The organism is Actinosynnema sp. NPDC091369 (assembly GCF_044757065.1).
In the GTDB taxonomy this organism is placed as follows: domain Bacteria; phylum Actinomycetota; class Actinomycetes; order Mycobacteriales; family Pseudonocardiaceae; genus Actinosynnema.
On the sequence record NZ_JBIVUG010000001.1, the window covers coordinates 311,361 to 331,416 of the forward strand.

At 71.8% G+C, this 20,056-nt stretch carries 14 protein-coding genes and 1 tRNA gene; 11 read left to right on the top strand and 4 right to left on the bottom strand.

Annotated features, from left to right (window positions below; translation table 11 throughout):
- Positions 1 to 36 precede the first annotated feature (36 nt).
- The gene (locus tag ACIQMJ_RS01520; RefSeq protein ID WP_499759064.1) at positions 37 to 1,158 is read left to right on the top strand and encodes a PQQ-dependent sugar dehydrogenase; all 1,122 of its coding nucleotides are present in this window, start codon (positions 37 to 39) and stop codon (positions 1,156 to 1,158) included.
- A 9-nt stretch (positions 1,159 to 1,167) separates the two neighbouring features.
- Here the strand turns inward: ACIQMJ_RS01520 and ACIQMJ_RS01525 are convergent, their stop codons facing one another.
- Positions 1,168 to 1,761, bottom strand: a complete 594-nt coding sequence (locus tag ACIQMJ_RS01525) for a TetR/AcrR family transcriptional regulator (RefSeq protein ID WP_053719425.1) — start codon at positions 1,759 to 1,761, stop codon at positions 1,168 to 1,170.
- 115 nt (positions 1,762 to 1,876) lie between these two features.
- Positions 1,877 to 2,836: an acyl-CoA desaturase gene (locus ACIQMJ_RS01530; protein WP_499759065.1), complete on the bottom strand. Its 960-nt coding sequence runs from the start codon at positions 2,834 to 2,836 to the stop codon at positions 1,877 to 1,879.
- Between the two features lie 154 nt (positions 2,837 to 2,990).
- Here ACIQMJ_RS01530 and ACIQMJ_RS01535 point away from each other — a divergent pair, with 154 nt between their 5' ends.
- The 9 genes from ACIQMJ_RS01535 (at position 2,991) to pth (ending at position 15,019) form a co-directional block, all read left to right on the top strand.
- Positions 2,991 to 4,136 carry an alpha/beta hydrolase family protein gene (locus ACIQMJ_RS01535; RefSeq protein WP_499759066.1) on the top strand — a complete coding sequence of 382 codons (1,146 nt, stop codon included), beginning with the start codon at positions 2,991 to 2,993 and terminating at the stop codon, positions 4,134 to 4,136.
- Positions 4,137 to 4,447: 311 nt separating this feature from the next.
- A tRNA-Gln gene (locus tag ACIQMJ_RS01540) sits at positions 4,448 to 4,518 on the top strand.
- A gap of 92 nt (positions 4,519 to 4,610) precedes the next feature.
- Positions 4,611 to 6,257 carry a GGDEF domain-containing protein gene (locus ACIQMJ_RS01545; RefSeq protein ID WP_499759067.1) on the top strand — a complete coding sequence of 549 codons (1,647 nt, stop codon included), beginning with the start codon at positions 4,611 to 4,613 and terminating at the stop codon, positions 6,255 to 6,257.
- 67 nt (positions 6,258 to 6,324) lie between these two features.
- Positions 6,325 to 7,803, top strand: coding sequence for a bifunctional UDP-N-acetylglucosamine diphosphorylase/glucosamine-1-phosphate N-acetyltransferase GlmU (gene glmU / locus ACIQMJ_RS01550; RefSeq protein WP_499759068.1), 1,479 nt, complete (start codon positions 6,325 to 6,327; stop codon positions 7,801 to 7,803).
- Positions 7,804 to 7,816: 13 nt separating this feature from the next.
- Entirely contained in the window at positions 7,817 to 8,788 is a 972-nt protein-coding gene (locus tag ACIQMJ_RS01555) for a ribose-phosphate diphosphokinase (RefSeq protein ID WP_499760227.1), read from the top strand.
- Between the two features lie 157 nt (positions 8,789 to 8,945).
- Entirely contained in the window at positions 8,946 to 13,082 is a 4,137-nt protein-coding gene (locus tag ACIQMJ_RS01560) for a hypothetical protein (protein ID WP_499759069.1), read from the top strand.
- A 201-nt stretch (positions 13,083 to 13,283) separates the two neighbouring features.
- Positions 13,284 to 13,889, top strand: a complete 606-nt coding sequence (locus ACIQMJ_RS01565) for a 50S ribosomal protein L25/general stress protein Ctc (protein ID WP_499759070.1) — start codon at positions 13,284 to 13,286, stop codon at positions 13,887 to 13,889.
- Positions 13,890 to 13,947: 58 nt separating this feature from the next.
- On the top strand, positions 13,948 to 14,460 hold the full coding sequence (locus ACIQMJ_RS01570; protein ID WP_499759071.1) for a DivIVA domain-containing protein: 513 nt from the start codon (positions 13,948 to 13,950) through the stop codon (positions 14,458 to 14,460).
- Positions 14,450 to 15,019: an aminoacyl-tRNA hydrolase gene (pth, locus tag ACIQMJ_RS01575; RefSeq protein WP_141979223.1), complete on the top strand. Its 570-nt coding sequence runs from the start codon at positions 14,450 to 14,452 to the stop codon at positions 15,017 to 15,019. Before ACIQMJ_RS01570 ends, pth begins: the two co-directional genes overlap by 11 nt.
- Before the next feature lie 58 nt (positions 15,020 to 15,077).
- Here the strand turns inward: pth and ACIQMJ_RS01580 are convergent, their stop codons facing one another.
- On the bottom strand, positions 15,078 to 16,727 hold the full coding sequence (locus tag ACIQMJ_RS01580) for a fatty acyl-AMP ligase (protein WP_499759072.1): 1,650 nt from the start codon (positions 16,725 to 16,727) through the stop codon (positions 15,078 to 15,080).
- Positions 16,728 to 16,834: 107 nt separating this feature from the next.
- Between ACIQMJ_RS01580 and ACIQMJ_RS01585 the strand changes: the two genes are divergently transcribed.
- A complete protein-coding gene (locus ACIQMJ_RS01585; RefSeq protein ID WP_499759073.1) occupies positions 16,835 to 18,076 on the top strand; it encodes a DivIVA domain-containing protein in 1,242 nt (413 codons plus the stop codon).
- A gap of 151 nt (positions 18,077 to 18,227) precedes the next feature.
- Here ACIQMJ_RS01585 and ACIQMJ_RS01590 read toward each other — a convergent pair whose 3' ends face one another.
- Positions 18,228 to 19,997 carry an ABC-F family ATP-binding cassette domain-containing protein gene (locus tag ACIQMJ_RS01590; RefSeq protein ID WP_499759074.1) on the bottom strand — a complete coding sequence of 590 codons (1,770 nt, stop codon included), beginning with the start codon at positions 19,995 to 19,997 and terminating at the stop codon, positions 18,228 to 18,230.
- Positions 19,998 to 20,056 lie beyond the last annotated feature (59 nt).

Here is a 20,056-nt window from a genome sequence, read left to right on the forward strand (position 1 = left end):
CGCCGAGCACACACGCCGGTTGCCATGCTGGGTGGCATGCGTCGGTTCGTCGGGTTCGCTGCGGTGCTGGCCGCGTGTGCGGCGTGTTCGACCGAGGGCTCCGGAGGCAGTGCGCCGGCGACCACCACTCCCCAGGGGCTCCAGGTCGAGGTCGTGGCGTCCGGGCTGAGCCACCCGTGGGACGTGGGGTTCCTGCCCGACGGGCGGCTGCTCGTGCCGCAGCGGCCGGGGCGGATCTCGGTGGTCGAGGACGGTCGGGTGACCGACGTGGAGGCCGACCTCGGTGACGTGGAGGCGCGGGGCGAGGGCGGGCTGATGAGCCTCGTCGTGCACCCGGACTTCGCGACCAGCCGCCGGTTCACCACGTGCTTCAACACCGCCACCGACGTCCGGCTGGTGACGTGGGAGCTGGACGGCGCGAAGGCGACCAGGGTGGAGGACCCGCTGCTGGCGGGCCTGCCGACGGCGGCGAGCGGGCGGCACTCGGGGTGCCGGATGGCGCTGGACCGCGACGGCAACCTGCTCGTCGGCACCGGGGACACCGCGCGGGGTGACGTGGCGCAGGACAGGTCCAGCCTCGGCGGCAAGGTGCTGCGGGTCGACCTGGCGACCGGTGAGGGCGTGGCGGGCAACCCGTTCGGCGACCGGGTCTACACCTACGGGCACCGCAACGTGCAGGGCGTGGCCGTGCGGCCGGACGGGATGGTGTTCACCGCCGAGCACGGGCCGTCGGTGGACGACGAGGTGAACGTGCTCAAGCCGGGCGGGAACTACGGGTGGGACCCGTCGCAGGGCGGCACCGTCGGCGGGTACGACGAGGACGTGCCGATGACGGACCTGGAGCGGTTCCCGGACGCCGTGCCGGCCGTGTGGTCGTCGGGGAAGCCGACGGAGGCGATCTGCGACGCCGCGTTCCTGGTGGGGGAGCGGTGGGGCCCGCTGAACGGCGTCCTGGCCGTGACCGCCCTGAAGGGCTCCAAGCTCCTGCTGTTCACCGTCACCCAGGAGGGCAACGTCCACTCCGTCGCCATCCCCCCGGAACTGGACGGCACCCACGGCCGCCTGCGCGGCGCCGAACTCGCCCCCGACGGCTCCCTCTACGTCACCACGTCCAACGGCACCGACGACAAGCTCCTCCGCGTGACCACGCCCTCCTGACCCGGGGGGTCAGCGGGTGCGGAGGCGGGGTTTGTGGTCCATGTGGGACAGGCCCTTCCAGGCCAGGTTGACCAGGTGGGCGGCGACCTCGTCCTTCTTCGGCTTGCGGACCTCCAGCCACCACTGGCCGGTCAGCGCCACCATGCCGACGAGCGCCTGGGAGTAGAGGGCGGCCAGCTTGCGGTCGTAGCCCTGGCGCGAGAAGTGCAGCCCCAGGATCGACTCCACCTGGGAGGCGATGTCGTTGAGCAACGACGAGAACGTGCCGGTGGACGACGCCACGGGCGAGTCGCGCACGAGGATGCGGAAGCCGTCGGTCGAGCCCTCGATGTAGTCCAGCAGCGCGCACGCCGCCTGCTCCAGCAGCTCGCGCGGGTGCCCGCCGGACAGCGCGTTGACGATGTGGTCCATCAGGTACTGCATCTCGCGGTCCACCACGACGGCGTAGATGCCTTCCTTGCCGCCGAAGTGCTCGTAGACCACGGGCTTGGACACGCCCGCCCGGTGCGCGATCTCCTCGATGGAGGTGACCTCGAAGCCCTTCTCCGCGAACAACGCGCGGGCCACGTCGAGCAGTTGCTCGCGCCGCTCCTTGCCCGTCATCCGCACGCGCGGCACCGGTGTCTCGTCGCCGCGCCGTCTCCCCGCCACCCAGACCACCCTAAACGCCTGCCCCCCGCGTGAGGCGCGAGGGGCAGGCGACAACTCGTCCGACCGCTTACTTCTTGGCGCTGATGCGCGCGAGGCGCTGCTGGTTCGGCCAGCGCACGCTGGTCGCCCAGCCGAACTTCTCGAACATCCAGATCACCCGCGCGGACGTGTCGATCTGACCGCGCTTGACGCCGTGGCGCGCGCAGGTCGGGTCGGCGTGGTGCAGGTTGTGCCACGACTCGCCGAAGCTCAGGATCGCCAGCGCCCACACGTTCGCGGAACGGTCACGCGCGGCGAACGGGCGGTCGCCCACCATGTGGCAGATCGAGTTGACCGACCACGTCACGTGGTGCAGGAACGCCACCCGGACCAGGCCCGCCCAGAAGAACGCCGACAGCGCGCCGGACCACGACATGGTGATCAGACCGCCGAGCACGGCGGGCGCGAGCAGGCTGATCGCGGTCCACAGCGGGAACAGCTTGTCGACCTTGACGAGGTCCTCGTCGGCCAGCAGGTCGGGGGCGAAGCGCTGCGCGTTGGTCTTGTCGCGGTCGAACAGCCAGCCCATGTGGGCGTGCCAGAAACCCTTGGCGAGCGCGACCGGGCCGCTGCCGAACAGCCACGGCGAGTGCGGGTCGCCCTCGCGGTCGGAGAACGCGTGGTGGCGGCGGTGGTCGGCGACCCAGACGATGACCGGGCCCTGAAGCGCCATCATGCCCGCGATCGCCAGGCCGATCTTGAGCGCGCGGTTGGCCTTGAACGAGCCGTGCGTGAAGTAGCGGTGGAAGCCCACCGTCACGCCGAGGCCGGCCAGGTAGTAGAACGCCACGAACAGCGCCACGTCGACCCAGCCCAGCCCCCACCCCCAGGCGAGCGGAACTGCCGCGAGCAGAGCCAGGAACGGCACGATGACGAACACGTACACGCCGAACTGCTCAGCGTGACCGCGTCGTCCTTCGATCATCGGCTTGGGTCCGCGATCCTCAGGACCCTGCGGCGTGGACCTGCTCTCAAGGGTGCTGGTCATACATGTACCTCGTTGTGTATCGGGACTACCTACGGAACCGTAACTTACGGAAGCGTAAGTTAGGTGAACGTCGTGCCGCCATAGCCGGAGCCAAAGTCATGGCGTCTTCTCAGGAAGTCGGGCGAGTCGATCAACGCCGGGGCATCATTCGGTGATGGGGTCACCGACCGTTCGCCGACACCGCCGGCTGCGCATCGCGCTCGTCACGTTCGCGGTGGTGTTACTGCTGCTCAGCGGCGGTCTGCTGGGGTTCGGCTGGTACTACAGCGGCGAGCTGCTCGAACCTGAGAACGCGCGTCCGGGGTACCGCGACACGGTCACCTCGTCGGCTTCCGGGACCGTCTCGCTGGCGGAGTCCAGGGTCACAGTGCTCCCGGGCACGTGGGGTCTCGTCTGGCCGGACGGGGGCGCGAAAGTCGGCCCGGTGACCCACCGGTCGGAGGGCACGGTGGTGCGCGAGTTGCAGGGCACGGCGCCCGCCGACGGCACGATGGTGCGGTTGGAGACGTCCGTCTGGCGCACCGACCCGGCCACGGCACTCGACCTGGAGTACACGGAAGTGCGAATTCCGACCGAACTGGGTGACGCTCCGGCGTGGCTGGTCCCGGCGACGTCCTCCACTTGGGTCGTCGCCGTCCACGGTCGGGGTGGCACCAGGGCCGAGGCGCTGCGGGTCATGCCTGCTCTGCACACCCTGGGACTACCCGTTCTGGCCGTGACCTACCGCAATGACGACGGCGCGCCCCGATCCCCGGACGGGCTCTACCACCTGGGCGACACGGAGTGGCGCGACGTCGAGGCGGCCGTGCGGTACGCCCGCGACCACGGCGCGCGCAACGTCGTGCTCTACGGCTGGTCCATGGGCGGCGCCATCGTCGGCCAGTTCCTGGGCCGGTCCGACCTGGCGGGCGACGTGGTCGCCGCGGTGCTGGACGCGCCCGTGGTGAGCTGGACGAAGACGCTGGAGCTCCAGTCGCGCAACCGGGGCGTGCCCGAGCAGCTGGTGCCGATCGCGGAGCTGGTCTCGGACTGGCGGGTGGACCTGGAGTTCCCCCGGTTCGACCTGCTGGCCAACCCGCCCGCGCACCGGCCGCCGACGCTGCTGTTCCACGGCGGCGCGGACGGCACCGTGCCGGTGCAGGCGTCGCGGGAGCTGGCCGCCGCGGCGGACCGGCTCGACTGGCCCCTGCGGTACGTGGAGGTGCCGGCGGCGGAGCACACGGCGGCGTGGAACGTCGACCCGGAGTCCTACGACCGGGCGCTGACCGATTTCCTCGACTCGGTCGACGGGGTCCGGTGAGGTCCGGAGGTGTCCACCCGGCCGTGCCCGACCGACTACGCCATGTAGTTAAGCGGGTGATTGTTTTGCCCGAAATCGTGCCGGAGAGGGGTCGCCCGGCCCGTGTGCGGGACCGCCGACCGTCGGCCCGGAGCCGCGCGGAGTTCACCCGGCCGTGATGCGGGCCACGCCAAGCATGCACTTGACCTGCGACAACACGCAGTGTCATGATCGAGTCACGGTGTGGTTGCCGCCACTTGAGTGGTGGTGCTGACCTCCGAGGGTCACTCGTGACAACATGTGTTCGCGCGGTCGGGGCGAGCCCCGACCGTTCCGCCATGGTGTAAAGGCAGCACCTCGGATTTTGGTTCCGATGGTCCAGGTTCGAATCCTGGTGGCGGAGCGAGGAGGCCGGGCCACGAAGGTCCCGGCCGCCCTGCGTCTGCATGGGGGTGTGAGTCGCTGCACGAGGAAGCGGTCGACGAGCAGGACAACGTGGCGCCGGCGCTCCACGAGATGTCCGACGCGTGGCTGGTCGGCCGCGCGAGTGAGCTCGTGGCCGTGGCCCAGAGCAGCCACCTGTCCGACCAGCTCGACGCGGCGCACGAGGTGGACGAGATCCTGGCCGAGGCGCAGGGGCGCGGCGAGCCGCGGATCGTCGGCCAGCTGCTGCGCGCGGCGGCCGTGGTCCGGATCGTGACACCCGGTCTGGTCGACCTGTCCGACTCCGTGCTGGACGAGATGCTGGCGCACTGCCGCCGGCACGGCCTGCTGGTGCTGGAGGCCGAGGCGCACGCCCTGCGCGGGCGGCGCTACCTGCTCGGCGGGTTCGAGGACCGGGCGTTGACCGAGGTCGCCAGCGGCCTGGCGATGCTGGAGGAGGACCTCACCCCCGACCCGATGCTGGACAAGCGCACGTGGGACCGGTTGCTGGCGTCGGCGTTGCAGTCCACCGGGCTCGTGCTCACCCAGCTCGGCGTCTACGAGATGGCCGACGAGGTGCTGGCGCGGGCGCACAACGCGATCCGGGACAGCGCCAACCCGCACCAGATCTACGTGCACCTGGTCAACCGGGCCCGGCTGCTGATCGGCTGGGGCCTGCGGCTGGAGCGGGTGGACAACTTCGACGAGGCGTGCGAGCGGTTCGCCACCGCGTCGGCCATCGCCACCGCCGTCGAGGGCCCGTTCCGCGAGTCGCTGCACCCCGGCCGGCGCGACCGCAGCGCCGCCGAGCAGGTGCCGGTGATCGGCGCGGCGCACGCGCTGGCCAAGCCCGGCGCGGAGCACATCGCGCGGCTGTGGACGCTGCGCGAACTGTCCATGTACGCCCGCGAGCTGATCATCGTGTCGATCGCGCTGGCCCGCTGCCTGGAGATGGAGGAGCTGCCGCAGCAGGCGCTCCAGGTGCTGCACGACGCCCGCGACCGGCTGGAGCACGACACCTCCGAGCCGACCCTGATGCTGTGCCTGACCCGCGAGTACGCCCGGATGTCCGGCCCGCACGGCGAGCGCACCATCTCGGCGTTGCAGACCTACGCCAACGCGCTGGAGGTGGAGCTGTGGCTGATGCAGGAGGCCCGCACCGCCACCCTGCTCACCCGGCGCGACCACGAGCGGCTGACCCGGGCGCACGGCGCGATCGCGCAGCAGGCGTTGCAGGACCCGCTGACCGGCCTGCCGAACCGGCGCGCGCTGGACGACCGGCTGGCCGCGCTGATCAACGCCCAGACCCACCCGATGGCCATCGCGCTGGTCGACCTCGACGGGTTCAAGGTCGTCAACGACAAGCACTCGCACGCCGAGGGTGACGACGTCCTGCGCGTGATTGCGAGCACACTGCGCCAGGCGTTGCGGGGTGACGACCTGGTGGCCCGCTACGGCGGCGACGAGTTCGTCGTGCTGCTGCCCGGAGCGCCCCTGCACGCCGCCGAGGCGGCCCTCGCCCGGGCCGTGGATGCCGTCGCCGCACTGCCTTCCGACCTGTCCAGGGGGGTGACGCTGTCGGTGGGCGTGATCTCCGTGCGGCCCCGCGAGGCGGCGCACGCGGCGCTGGCCCGGGCCGACTCGGCGATGTACGTGGCGAAGCGGCGAGGTGGCTGCCAGGTTGCGGCCGTGGAAGTCGAGCCCTCCTCGGAGGCTTAGTATCGGCACCTGGCGGGAAGCCAGGCCCCTCCCGCTGAAGGCACGCACTCAGCTAGGGAGAGCGCTGATGCTCGAGGGTGTCCCCACCCCAGTCAGCACGATCGTCCTCGCAGCGGGTGAAGGCACCCGCATGCGCTCAGCCACCCCGAAGGTGTTGCACCGCATCGCCGGTCGTTCCCTGGTGGAGCACGCCGTGCGCGCCGCCGCCGGGACCGAGCCCGACCACCTCGCCGTCGTGGTCGGCCACGGCCGCGCCGCGGTCGCCGACCACCTCGACAGCCTGTCCACCGCCCTGGACCGCAAGGTCACCGTGGCGGTGCAGGAGGAGCAGAAGGGCACCGGGCACGCGGTCGGCTGCGGCCTGGCCGAACTGCCCGACGACCTCGGCGGCACGGTCGTCGTCACCTACGGCGACGTGCCGCTGCTGGACGCCGACACGCTGCGCGGGCTGCTGGCCGAGCACGGCGCGCGCGGCAACGCCGTCACCGTGCTGACCGCCGTGGTGGCCGACCCCACCGGGTACGGGCGCATCGTGCGGTCCGCGGACGGCTCGGTCGAGGGCATCGTGGAGCAGAAGGACGCCACGCCCGAGCAGCGGGGGATCACCGAGATCAACTCGGGGGTGTACGCGTTCGACGCGGCCGTGCTGCGCGACGGGCTCTCCCGGCTGTCCACCGACAACGCCCAGGGCGAGCTGTACCTGACCGACGTGCTGACCATCGCGCGCGGCGACGGGCGGCGCGTGGGCGCGCTCGTCACCGACGACGCCTGGCTGGTCGAGGGCGTGAACGACCGCGTGCAGCTGGCCCGGCTGGGCGCGGAGCTCAACCGCCGGCTCGTGGAGCGGGCGATGCGCGCGGGCGTCACCGTGGTCGACCCGGCCACGACCTGGCTGGACGCCGACGTGCGGCTGGAGCGCGACGTGCTGCTGGAGCCGAACGTGCAGCTCAAGGCGGGCACCGCGGTCGGCGAGGGCGCGGTCGTCGGGCCCGACACCACGCTGTCGGCGTGCGTGGTCGGCGCGGGCGCGACCGTGGTCCGCACGCACGGCTCGGGCTCGGAGATCGGCCCCGGCGCGACCGTCGGCCCGTTCGCGTACCTGCGGCCGGGGACCCGGCTCGGCGAGCGCGGGAAGATCGGAACCTTCGTGGAGACGAAGAACTCCGACATCGGCGCGGGCAGCAAGGTGCCGCATCTGAGCTACATCGGCGACACCACCATCGGCGAGCACTCCAACATCGGCGCGGCCAGCGTCACGGTCAACTACGACGGCGTGAACAAGCACCGGACCACGATCGGGTCCTACTGCCGCACCGGTTCGGACAACATGTTCGTCGCCCCGGTCACCGTGGGCGACGGCGCGTACACCGGTGCGGGGACCGTGGTGCGGCGCGACGTGCCGCCCGGCGCGCTGGCCGTGTCCGGCGGTCCGCAGCGGAACCTGGACGGATGGGTGGTGTCCCGCCGCGCGGGCACGCCTTCGGCCGAAGCGGCGGAGCGCGCTCTGACGCCCGAGAATGCAGGCACAACCGATGAAGGGCGCTGACGTGAACCCCACGATGGCCGGGACACCCAAGAAGAACCTGATGCTCTTCGGCGGGCGGGCCTACCCCGAGCTGACCGAGCAGGTGGCCAAGCACCTGAACGTGTCGGTGACCCCGCAGTCGGCGTACGACTTCGCCAACGGCGAGATCTTCGTGCGGTTCGAGGAGAGCGTGCGCGGCTGCGACGCGTTCGTCATCCAGTCGCACTGCGCCCCCATCAACCAGTGGCTGATGGAGCAGCTGATCATGGTGGACGCGCTGAAGCGCGCGTCCGCGAAGCGCATCACCGTGATCATGCCGTTCTACCCGTACGCGCGGCAGGACAAGAAGCACCGCGGGCGCGAGCCGATCTCGGCCCGCCTGGTCGCCGACCTGTTCAAGACCGCCGGCGCGGACCGCCTGGTGGCCGTCGACCTGCACACCGCCCAGATCCAGGGCTTCTTCGACGGTCCCGTGGACCACCTCTGGGCCATGCCGCTGCTGGCCGAGCACATCAAGGAGAAGTACGCGGGCCGCGACATCACCGTCGTCTCCCCCGACGCGGGCCGCACCAAGCTGGCCGAGAAGTGGGCGGACACCCTCGGCGGCTGCCCGATCGCGTTCATCCACAAGACCCGCGACCCGCTGCGGCCGAACGAGGTCGTCGCCAACCGGGTCGTCGGCCAGGTCGAGGGCCGGCTGTGCGTCGTCATCGACGACATGATCGACACCGGCGGCACGATCACCAAGGCGGTGGACCAGCTCCTCGCCGAGGGCGCGTCGGACGTCGTCATCGCCGCCACCCACCCGGTCCTCTCCGGCCCGGCCGTGGAGCGGCTGCGCGACTGCGGCGCCCGCGAGGTCGTCTTCACCGACACCCTGCCGATCCCGGCCGAGAAGCGCTTCGACGCGATGACCGTCCTCCCGATCGCCCCCCTGCTGGCCCGCGTGATCCAGGAGGTCTTCGAGGACGGCTCGGTGACCTCCCTGTTCGACGGCAACGCCTGACACCCGACGCGTCATGCGGGATGATTCCCGGATGGCGCTCGACCCCGAAGGGCCCGGCACGCGCGACGTGCCGGGCCCTTCGTCGTCCAACTCCGTGTCAGGCTCGGTGCACGGGTCCCTCGCCCAAATCGGCGTCGTGCACGGCGACGTGAACCTGGTGACCGGCGCGCCGGTAAGGACCCGGTACCGGGAGCAAGTGCGGCGGATCGCACCACCCGAGTTGATCGGCCGCGAGGCGGAGTTGGCCGACCTCGCTTCGTTCTGCACCTCCCCGTCGACCGCCGGCACCTACCGCTGGGTACGAGCGGCGGCCTGGTCGGGCAAGTCGGCGCTGATGTCGACGTTCGTCCTCGACCCGCCGCCGGGTGTGCGCGTGGTGTCGTTCTTCATCACCGCCCGCCTGGCCGCGCAGAACGACCGGACCGCGTTCATCGAGAACGTCCTGGAGCAACTCGTCACCATCCTCGGCCAGGACCTCCCGCCGCTGCTGACCGAGGCGACCCGTGAGGCTCACCTGCTCGGCCTACTGGCCGAAGCTGCGGGTGCGTGCCGGGACCGTGGCGAACACTTCGTGCTGCTGGTGGACGGCCTGGACGAGGATCGGGGCGTCACGACCGGCCCGGACGCCCACAGCATCGCCGCGCTGCTGCCGGTCGACCCGCCGGCGGACCTGCGCGTGATCGTCGCCGGCCGCCCGGACCCACCGATTCCCGCAGACGTCCCGGACCACCACCCGCTCCGGGACCCGGCCATCGTCCGGTCACTGGCCGGCTCACGAGCGGCGCAGGCGGAACGCGCCGACATGGAGCGCGAACTCAAGCGCCTCCTGCACGGCTCGCCGACCGAACAGGCTCTGCTCGGCCTGCTCGCCGCGGCGGGCGGCGGCCTCACCGCACCCGACCTGGCGGAGCTGACGGACTGGTCGGTGTGGAATGTGGACGACCACCTGCGCACCGTGACGGGCCGCAGCTTCCGCAGGCGCGACGCTCATTACGAGCCGGGCCGGTCACCGGAGGTCTACCTGCTCGGCCACGAGGACCTGCACATGACGGCTGTCACCATGCTCGGTCCGCGACTGGCTGGGTACCGCGACCGCCTGCACCATTGGGCGGACGCCTACCGCGCCCGCGGCTGGCCTGCCGGAAGCCCGCAGTACCTGCTGCGCGGCTACTATTCGATGCTCACCGCGACCGGCGACCTGCCGCGCATGGTCGGGTGCGCCACCGACGCGGCCCGCCACGACCTGCTCCTGGACGTGTCCGGTGGTGACGCGGCAGCCATGGCCGAGATCACAACCGCGCAGGACACCCTGCTCGCCGACCCGACGTCCGACCTCGTCGCGCTGAGCCGCCTCGCCGTCCACCGCGACCGCCTGACGGACCGCAACACCGCACTGCCACTCCACCTGCCCGCCGTGACGGCCCAGATCGGCCTGGTCGACCGCGCCGAAGCGTTGGCGAACTCAATCCCCGGCCACGACCAGCGCGATCACGCGCTGCTCGGTGTCGTGCAGTCGGTAATCGGGCTCGGCGACCTCGATCGCGCGATCGAACTCGCCTCCACCATCCACGGCGTCTGGCGCTACTCGCAGGCGGTGGAGGCCGTCGTCGCGGCACTCGTCGAGCGCGGCGACCTCGCCGCCGCGCGGGAGCTCTGCCACCGTGCGGAGACGTCGTTCCGGTCGATCAAGGACCTCGGGTATCGGGACCAAGTGATGGCGTCGCTGGTCCGGTGCGCGATCCGCACGGGCGACGCTCACCGCGCCGAAGCGCTGATGGAGGTGATCGAAAGCAGTTGGTGGCGTGATCGGGCATCGTGGACGGTCGCGGCGGGCCTCGCCTACGGGGACCTCGACCGGACGGTGGCCGTGGCGCGGTCCATCGAGGATGTCGGCCGACGGGGTGACGCGCTGCGAATCGCCGCTGAGGCCGCGATCGCGGCTGGTGACCTCGACCGCGCGGCGGCGCTCGCGGTGCCGATCACCGATCCCACCGCCCAGGGACGGGCGCTGAACGCCGTGGTCTGGGCCCTGCTGCGGCACGACGACTTCGACCGCGCGGAAGCCCTGTCCCGGCTGATCACTGACGGCGCGGCGCGTGGCGAGATGCTGGTCCGCATCGCCCGCGCTCAGGTCCGCACCGATCCGGGCCATACCCTGGTGCTCCTTGGTGATGCCTTGGAGGCGGCGGACGCCACGAGCCCCAAGCCCGAAGCCCTCAGCTACGGGCCGTGGGTTGCCGTACTCGACCGCGACCGGGTGTTCGTCGCCGTGGTCGACACCGCGATCGCCGCCGGCGACCTGGACTTGGCGCGCGCCGTGGTTGATCGGATGACCGAGGTCAGGCACTTGACCAGGGCACTGGGCGCAGTGGTCGACGCCCTGGTCGCGGTAGGCGATGTCCGGGAGATCGGGTCTGTGCTCGATCGGGCCGAGGCGGTGCTCGACTTCAACGGCACGCACTTGGTCCGCCACGGTCAAGCGCTGGTGCAGGTGGTGCGCACGGCGGTCGCAGTGGGTGATCATGCCAGGGTCGACCGGGTGTTCTCGCGGGCGCACGAAGTCGCGCACGCCGTTCCGGACACGCACCACGCAGGCTGGGCATTGCGCGTGCTGGCCGACGCGGCGATCGCCCTCGGCGACCTGGACCGCGCCCGGGCCGTGGCGGATTCGATCGCAGATCCTTTCATTCGCAGCCAGGCCGCCGCGCACGTGGTGCGGGCCCTCGTGGCGGGCGGTGACGCCGGTCTGGCGCTGTCGATCGCCCGTTCGATCCAGAACGCGGGGCCTCGAAGCACGGCGCTCGGTGACGTGGCTGTGGCGGCGGCAGCAGCCGGTGACCAGGCCCGCGCGGAGGCCACGGTGCGGCAGGCCGTGACGCTCGCCCGAGCCGACAGCTCCCGACCGCACGATGTCCTCGTCCGGGTGATCGAGGCGACCGCTTCGAACGGTGACCTCGACCGGGCCGAGACCCTCGCCGATGCCGTCACCGAGCCGAACGTGCGCATCAGGGCCCTGGTCAGTGTGGCGGCGGTGGCCTGGATCGACCACGATTTGAATCGCTCACGCAGGGCGGCGCTCCGCGCGGGACTGGTACTCGAACCGGATGATCGCGCCGTGGAGCTCCATGGGTTCGCCACGACGCTGGGGGGCGTGGACGACGGGACGAGGCGGATACTCCTGCGCCGGATCGTCGATTCCCACGTTCGGACGATGCCCGCCGACGACGTCACCGGGCATCGTCCGCCGTCTCCAACGACGCCGTGGCCGACGCTCGAGCGGGTGCGCCATCGGGTTATCGCCTCGATCCGCGCCGCGGTCGACGCCGGGGACCTCGACCGGGCGGCGCTGATCGCCTTCTGGTCACCCGACGTAGCTGATCCCGACGAGGCGCTGACGTGGCTGGTCCAGGAGTTGGTGCTCGGGAGGGCATTCGACCGGGCGATACCGCTCGCGTTCCGCATCCGCCACCCCACTCGGCAGTCGAACACGATCTCCCGGCTGGTGACGGCGCTGCTCCACGCGGGCGAGGTCGCACGGGCAAGAGATGCGATCACCTCCCTGCCCCATCGGAGCGACGAGACGTGGATGCGTTCGCTCAAGGTCGACCTGGCGCTCGCCGAGGGTGATTTCGACCGGGCCGAGGCGTTGGCGGTCGCCCTGGGTGTCGGATGGTCGTCGGCCGTCGGCAAGGTGGCGAGGGCCTTGATCGCCGCCGACCACCTGGACCGGGCGGAAGGACTCGCCTTGTCCCCGATGGACGAGGGCCGGATCGTCGTCGACGTCGTGCGGGCCCTGGTCGGCGCTGGCGAGACCGAGCGTGTACGCCGGTTGTCGGCCCGCGCCGAGGCCGTCGCGTTCGCGATCGACGACACCGAACGTCGGGACAGCGCGCTGGAGAACCTGGTCTACACCGCCCTGGCCGCACGGCGATTCGATCACGCGGCGACCGTCGTCCGGTCGATCGACTCGGCGTCTCGACGGACTTCGGCCGTGGGCAAGATTGTGTCCGACCTGCTGGCCCATGGTGAGCGGGAGCGCGCCGGCCACGTGCTCGACTCGGTGCCGACCGACCGTCTCCCGTTCGGTGCCGCGCGGTTCGCGGTCGAGCTCCCAGAGGGTCCGGGGCGGCGGCTGACGGCGCGGATACTCGTCGCACCGACCTGGCCGGACGCGCTCGACTCGCTGCGCAGGATGACGCCGGTGGCTCTTGAAGCGATCATCGCCGAACTGGCGGCCATCGCCCGCGTCGAGGCCACGTTCGGCGGCAACGAGGAGAGAACAACCCCCGATTAGGCCGAGTCCGGCCGTCGGGCCTACACTGGCCAGGTTGCCTCGGCGAGGGCGAGCATCACGCTCGGCGTGATCGACGCGGCGGTTGTGATGCCGCGCGTGTTCACCCTCCGCGCCGCCCGCCGCCGCAGGCCAACCCCCGCTTAGCCCCGCCCGACGCACCCGCCGACGTTTACCAGGCCAGACCGTTAGGAGAGCCCCACCGTGTCCGAGGTCCGTCTCGCCGCAGAGCAGCGCACCGAGTTCGGCAAGGGCGCCGCCCGCCGCACCCGCCGCGCCGGCAAGATCCCCGCGGTGCTCTATGGCCACGGTTCCGACCCGAAGCACCTGGCCCTGCCGGCGCTGGAGTTCGCCCGTGTCGTCCGTGAGCACGGTCAGAACGCAGTTCTCACGCTGGACATCGAGTCCTCCACCGAGCTGGCGCTGACCAAGACCGTCACCACGCACCCCATCAAGAACTACATCGAGCACGTCGACCTGCTGCTCGTGCAGCGGGGCGAGAAGGTCACCGTCGAGGTGCCGATCGTGCTCACCGGCGAGGTCGCCCCGGCGACCCTGCTCACCCAGGACCTCACCACCATCCAGGTGGAGGCCGACGCGCTGAACATCCCCGAGCAGGTCGAGTACTCGATCGCCGGTCTGGCCGCGGGCACCCAGGTGCACGCCTCCGACCTGGCGCTGCCCGCCGGCACCACCCTGGTGACCGACGGCGACGCGATGGTCCTCGCGGTGAACGCCGCGCCGACCGCCGCCGAGATGGACGGCGACACCGGTGAGGCCACCGACGCCGAGGCCACCGAAGAAGGCTGAGCCCATCACGTCGGGCAACTCGAACGGCACGCCTCCCCCGCCGCACGGCTGGGGTGGCGTGCCGTTGCCGTTCCTGAGCCCGGCGCAGGTCCGCGCGGCCCGGTTCCCCCGCAAGCGCGGTCGCGGCTACGACCCGGCGCAGGTCGACGCGTTCGTGCTGCGCATCGCCGACTCGCTCGCCGGCCGCACCCCGCTGCACCCCGACCAGGTGCGCGCCATCGCGTTCACCGAGATCGCGGGCGGCTACGACCAGCGGGCCGTGGACGACTTCCTGGCCGCGTGCGAGCACCAGCTGCGGTCCGGGCACGTCCCGCCGACCACGTTGCAGACCGGTGCGGCGTTGCTGGCGGTGAAGCTGCCCCGCTCGCCCAACGGCTACGATCGCGGCGAAGTCGACGCGTTCCTCGGCCGGGCCGCCGCGACGCTGGACGGCCGGGGCCGGATGACCTCCGGCGAGGTGCGCCACACCCGGTTCACCACCACGTCCGGGCTGCGGCGCGGCTACCAGGTCCGCGCGGTGGACGCCCTGTTGGACGAGCTTGAGCAGGAGTTGCGGTTCCGTGGTCGATGACGTCGCCCTGGTCGTCGGGCTGGGCAACTCCGGCCCCAAGTACGAGGGCAACCGGCACAACGTCGGCTTCCTCGTGCTGGACGAGCTGGCCGCGCGCGTGGGCGGGAAGTTCAAGGCGCACAAGGGCGGCGCCGAGGTCGTGGAGGGCCGGTTGGCCGGCCGCCGGGTCGTGCTGGCGAAGCCGCGCGGCTACATGAACACCTCTGGCGGCCCGGTGGCGGGCACGGCGAAGTTCTACAAGACGCCGCCGTCGTCGATCATCGTGGTGCACGACGAGCTGGACCTGCCGTTCGGCACGGTGCGGCTCAAGCTCGGCGGCGGCGAGAACGGCCACAACGGGCTGCGGTCGATCACCAAGTCGCTGGGCACCAAGGACTACCACCGGGTGCGGTTCGGCGTGGACCGGCCGCCGGGCCGGATGGACCCGGCCGACTACGTGCTGCGCGACTTCTCGCTGGTCGAACGCAAGCAACTGGCCCTGGAACTGGACCGGACGGCGGACGCCGTGGAGGCGTTGCTCGAACTGGGCCTGGAAGCGGCCCAGAACAAGTTCCACTGAGAACAAGTTCCACTGACGCGCCGGCGGCGCGGTCGAGCCGACCGCGCCGCCGGCGATGTCACGCGCTGGGCACCAGGGCCGCGGCGGCGGAGCGGCGCAGTTTGCCGGACGGGGTCTTGGGCAGGCTGCCCGGCTTGAGCACGACCACGGAGAACGGCCGCAGGCCGACCGCGTCCACGACCCGGGCGCTGATCTCCTTGCTCAACGCCCGCACCGCGTCGTCCTCGCCCGCCAGCTTCGACTCGACGACCACGGCGAACCGCTCCCGCCGCGTGCCCGCGTCCAACCGCACGGCCACCGCGTTGCCCGCGCGCACGCCCTCCACGGCCGTCGCAGCGCGCTCGATGTCCGTGGGGTAGATGTTGCGGCCACCCATGATGATCACGTCCTTGCGCCGCCCGCACACGACGACCTGGCCGTCCACCACGTAGCCCTCGTCCCCGGTGTCCAGCCAGCCCTCGGCGTCCTGGGTGTCGCGCGGGCCGTTCACGGTGAGGTAGCCGGGCGTCACGGCCTCGCCGCGCACCCTCAGCTGCCCGACCTCCCGCTCGCCGAGCACCTTGCCCTCACCGCCCACCACCTGCACCTCCAGGCCCGGCAGCGGCGGCCCCAGCAGCGGGAACGCCCGCGCGTTCGGGCTGTCCGGCGGCACGGGCACGGCGCGGTGGCCGGCCTCCAGCTCCTCCGGGTCCACCACGTCGACCGAGATGCCGGTGAACACCGGCGCGAACGCCACGCCCAGCGTCGTCTCCGCCATGCCGTACGCGCACAGCACGCACTCGGGCCGCAGCCCGAACCGCTCGCCCGCGTCGGTGAACATCTTCACCGCGGCCGGGTCGATGGGCTCGGCGCCGTTGAGCGCGATCCGCAGCTTCGACAGGTCGAACGCGCCGTCGTCCACGCCCTTCATGCGGCGCGCCGCGATGGCGTAGGCGAAGTTCGGCGCGGCCGTGATGGTGCCCTGGTAGCGGCTGATCAGGTCCGGCCACAGGGTGGGCCGGCCGAGGAAGTCGACCGGCGTGACCTTGACCAGGTCGATGCCGAACAGCATCGGCACCGTCAGGAAGCCGACCATGCCCATGTCGTGGAACAGCGGCAGCCACGAGACCATCCGGTCGGTCTCCGGGTCGAGCTCGGCTGCGATCTCCATGGCCTTGGCGTTGGACCACAGGTTGCCGTGCGTGATGCGGACGGCCTTCGGGTCCGCGGTGGAACCGCTGGTCAGCTGGAGCAGCGCGGGCATGTCCTCGTCGACGTCGACCGGCGCGGCCAGCGGCTCGCCGTCCAGCTCGGCCAGCCTGCGGTAGGCCACGCCGTTCTCGTCCAGCACGCCCGACAGCGCGTCGAACGGCGCGCCCAGCAGCACCAGCTTCGCGCCGATCATGCTCAGCACGCGCAACGTGTCGGCGGCCCACTCGCCCAGGTCGGTGCGGGCCGTCGGCTGGTGCAGCATGGTCGTGCTGCCGCCCGCCAGCCACACCGCCTGCACGGCGGGCGCGATCTCGGCCGGGTCGCCCGCGAGGACCGCGACCGACTCGCCGCGCGCCACCCCGCCCGCGACGAGTGCGCCGGCCATGCGGGTGGCCTGCTGGTGCACCTCCGCCCAGGACCGGCGGGTCGGAGCGTTCGGCTCCCCCGTGGTCATGCCCCGCGCCCGTCCCCCGGCACCCGTAGCGGTTGCCATCATCGTGTCCACGAACCGGCTCATGCCCGTCAGGGTAGAGCGATCTTCGGTCGCATTGAGCCGATAGGGCGAAACATCGGGCGCACCGTACGGCGATACTCCCCGGTACACCACACGAAGGAGGTAACGGGGTGGCCGGGTTCGACGCTCGTCAGCACCTGCCGGCCCATCCGGCGCCGCTGTTGGGCGCGCAGGATCTGCGGCAGGTCGCCTTCCACCGCCCGCCGCCCGGCCAGCCGGGGTACGACGAGGGTCAGGTGGACGCCTTCCTGGACCGCATCGAGGCGACCCTGCTGGGCCGGGACGACGTGACCGAGCAGGACGTGCGGGAGGTGCGGTTCAGACCCGCGCGGCCCGGCTACTACGCGGCCGAGGTCGACGCGTTCATGGACCTGGCGGCCGAGACGCTCGGCTCCACGCCCCAGCGGCGCCAGGCCACCGCTCCCGCGCAGGGCGCGCACGCCACGTCCACCGGGATGAGACCGGCGCCCAGGCTGACGCCGCAGGACGTGCGCGGGGTGCGGTTCCACAAGCCCAGACCGGGCAACCGCGGCTACCACGAGGGCGAGATCGACGCGTTCCTCGACCGGATCGAGAACACCCTGGCGGGCCGCGACGACCTCACCGCCCGCGAGGTGCAGGACTTCGAGTTCCGCTACGCCCCGCCCGGCCAGGTCGGGTACGACGAGGACGACGTGGACACGTTCCTGGACCTCGTCGTCGTGACGCTGGAGCGGATGCCCCCACCGCCCGTCCGCCCGTCGGTTCCCCCCGCCGTTCCCCCGGCCGCCCCCGTTCCCCCTGTTCCTCCCCGCCCGCGTCCGGGCCCCGGCACCCGCCCCCTGACCGCCCGCGACGTGCGCACCGCCGCCTTCGGCAAGCCGCCGCGCGGCCGGCGCGGCTACCAGGAGTCGCAGGTCGACAAGTTCCTGGACCGGATCGAGAACACGCTGCTCGGGCAGGACGACCTGACCGCCCGCGAGGTCCGCGAGGTCCGCTTCAGCCGGCCCATGTTCGGCCGGCGCGGGTACGACGAGACCGAGGTGGACGCGTTCCTGGCGCGGGTGGAGAAGCAGCTGGGCGACGGACCGCTGCCGCCGAGCGCGCTCCCGCCCGTGACGTCGTGGAAGCAGCTGCGGTTGATCAAGATCCCGTTGGCGGGGCCCGCGCAGCGCGGCTACCGGACGTCCCAGGTGGACCGGGTGCTGGAGGAGGTCGGCATCGCGCTGGACGGCATGATCGGCGCTTCCTCGTCCGAGGTGGCCAAGACCAAGTTCGCCACCTCCCTGATGGCGGGCCAGGGCTACGACTGCGCGTTCGTGGACGAGCTGATGCCCCTCCTGGCCGCCGAACTCCGCCGCCGCGGCCGCTGACCCCCACGCGAGAGTCCTACGTTCAGAACGCGAGAGTCCTACGTCCAGAACACCCGAGTTCAACGCTCAGACCTAACGTCGTTCGTCGTGAGCGTTGATCTCGGGGTGCCTGAACGTAGGACTCTCGACCGCTGAACGTAGGACTCTCGGGTCAGCCTTCGGCGGATTCGGCGGCGGCCAGCCACTGGGCCTCGACGTCCTCCGCCTCGGCCAGGACGGCCTTCAGCTCGGCGTCCAGGGCCAGCAGGCGCTCCGGGTCGGTCGCGGCCTCGGCCAGGGCGGAGTGCAGCTGGGCTTCCTTCTTCTGCAACGTCTCCAACCGGCGTTCCAGCCGGGCCAGCTCCTTGCGCGCCGCACGCTGGTCGGCCGCCGACGACGGCGCGGACACGGGCTTCGCGCTCGGCACGGCCGCGGCTTCCTTCTGCTTGTCCCGCCGCCGCAGGTACTCGTCGATCCCGCCGGGCAGGTCGGTCAACCCGCCGTCGCCGAACAGCGCCACGACCTTGTCGCACACCCGTTCCACCAGGTAGCGGTCGTGCGAGATGACCACCAACGTCCCGGCCCACGAGTCCAGCAGGTCTTCGAGCTGCTGGAGCGTGTCGATGTCGAGGTCGTTGGTCGGCTCGTCCAGCAGCAGCACGTTCGGCTCGGCCATCAACAACCGGCACAGCTGCAACCGCCGCCGCTCACCACCGGACAGGTCGCCGACCGGCGTCCACTGCTTCTGCGACGAGAACCCGAACCGCTCGGCCAGCTGCGACGCCGACATCTCCTGCTTGCCCAGCACGACCCGCCGCGCGATCTCCTCCACGGCCTCCAGCACCCGCATCGACCCGTCCAGGTCGTGCAGCTCCTGGCTGAGGTGCGCGAGCTTCACCGTCTGCCCCTGGACGCGCTTGCCGGTCTCCAGCTCGCGCTCACCGGCCAGCGCCTTGAGCAGCGTCGTCTTGCCCGACCCGTTCACGCCGACGATCCCGATCCGGTCACCCGGCCCGATCCGCCACGTCAGGTCGCGCACCAGCACCCGGTCGGGCACGGTCAGCGTCGCGTCCTCCAGCTCCAGCACCGTGCGCCCGAGCCGGCGCTTGGCGAACGCCAGCAGCTCCACCGAGTCGCGCGGCGGCGGCACGTCGGAGATCAACGCCTCGGCGGCGTCGATGCGGTAGCGGGGCTTGGACGTGCGGGCGGGCGCGCCGCGGCGCAGCCACGCCAGCTCCTTGCGGGCCAGGTTGCGGCGCTTCTCCTCGATCGCGTCGGCCAGCCGGGCGCGCTCGGCGCGGGCGAAGATCCAGTCCGCGTACCCGCCCTCGTACTGCTCCACGCGGCCGCCGACGACCTCCCACGTGCGGCTGCACACCGTGTCCAGGAACCACCGGTCGTGCGTCACCACGACGAGTGCCGTGCGGCGGGCCAGCAGGTGCTCCGCCAACCACCGCACGCCCTCGACGTCCAGGTGGTTGGTCGGCTCGTCCAGCACGACGAGGTCGAGGTCCTGCACGAGCGCCGCCGCCAGCGCCACCCGCCGCCGCTCGCCACCGGACATCGTGCCGACCGGCGAGTCCAGCCCGAACCCGGTGATGCCGAGCCCGTCCAGGATCGACCGGACCCGCGCGTCGGCGGCCCACTCGTGCTCCGACTCGAAGCCCAGCGGGTCGATCACCGCGTTGCGGACCGTCGACCCCTCCGGCAGCTCGGTGCGCTGCGTGACCACGGCCATGCGCAGACCGCGGTTCTGGCTGACGCGCCCGTCGTCCGGCTCGGCGATCCCGGCCAGCACTTCCAGCAACGTCGTCTTGCCGCCGCCGTTGAGGCCGACGACCCCGATGCGGTCGCCCTCGCCGACGCCGAGGGACACCCCGTCGAGCAGCGGACGCACGCCGAACGACTTGGAGACGTTCTCCAAGTTGACCAAGTTGGCCATGTACCAGCACCTTCATCGAGATCGGGTGACAACGCAGTGCGCCAGCCTAGCCACCGCTC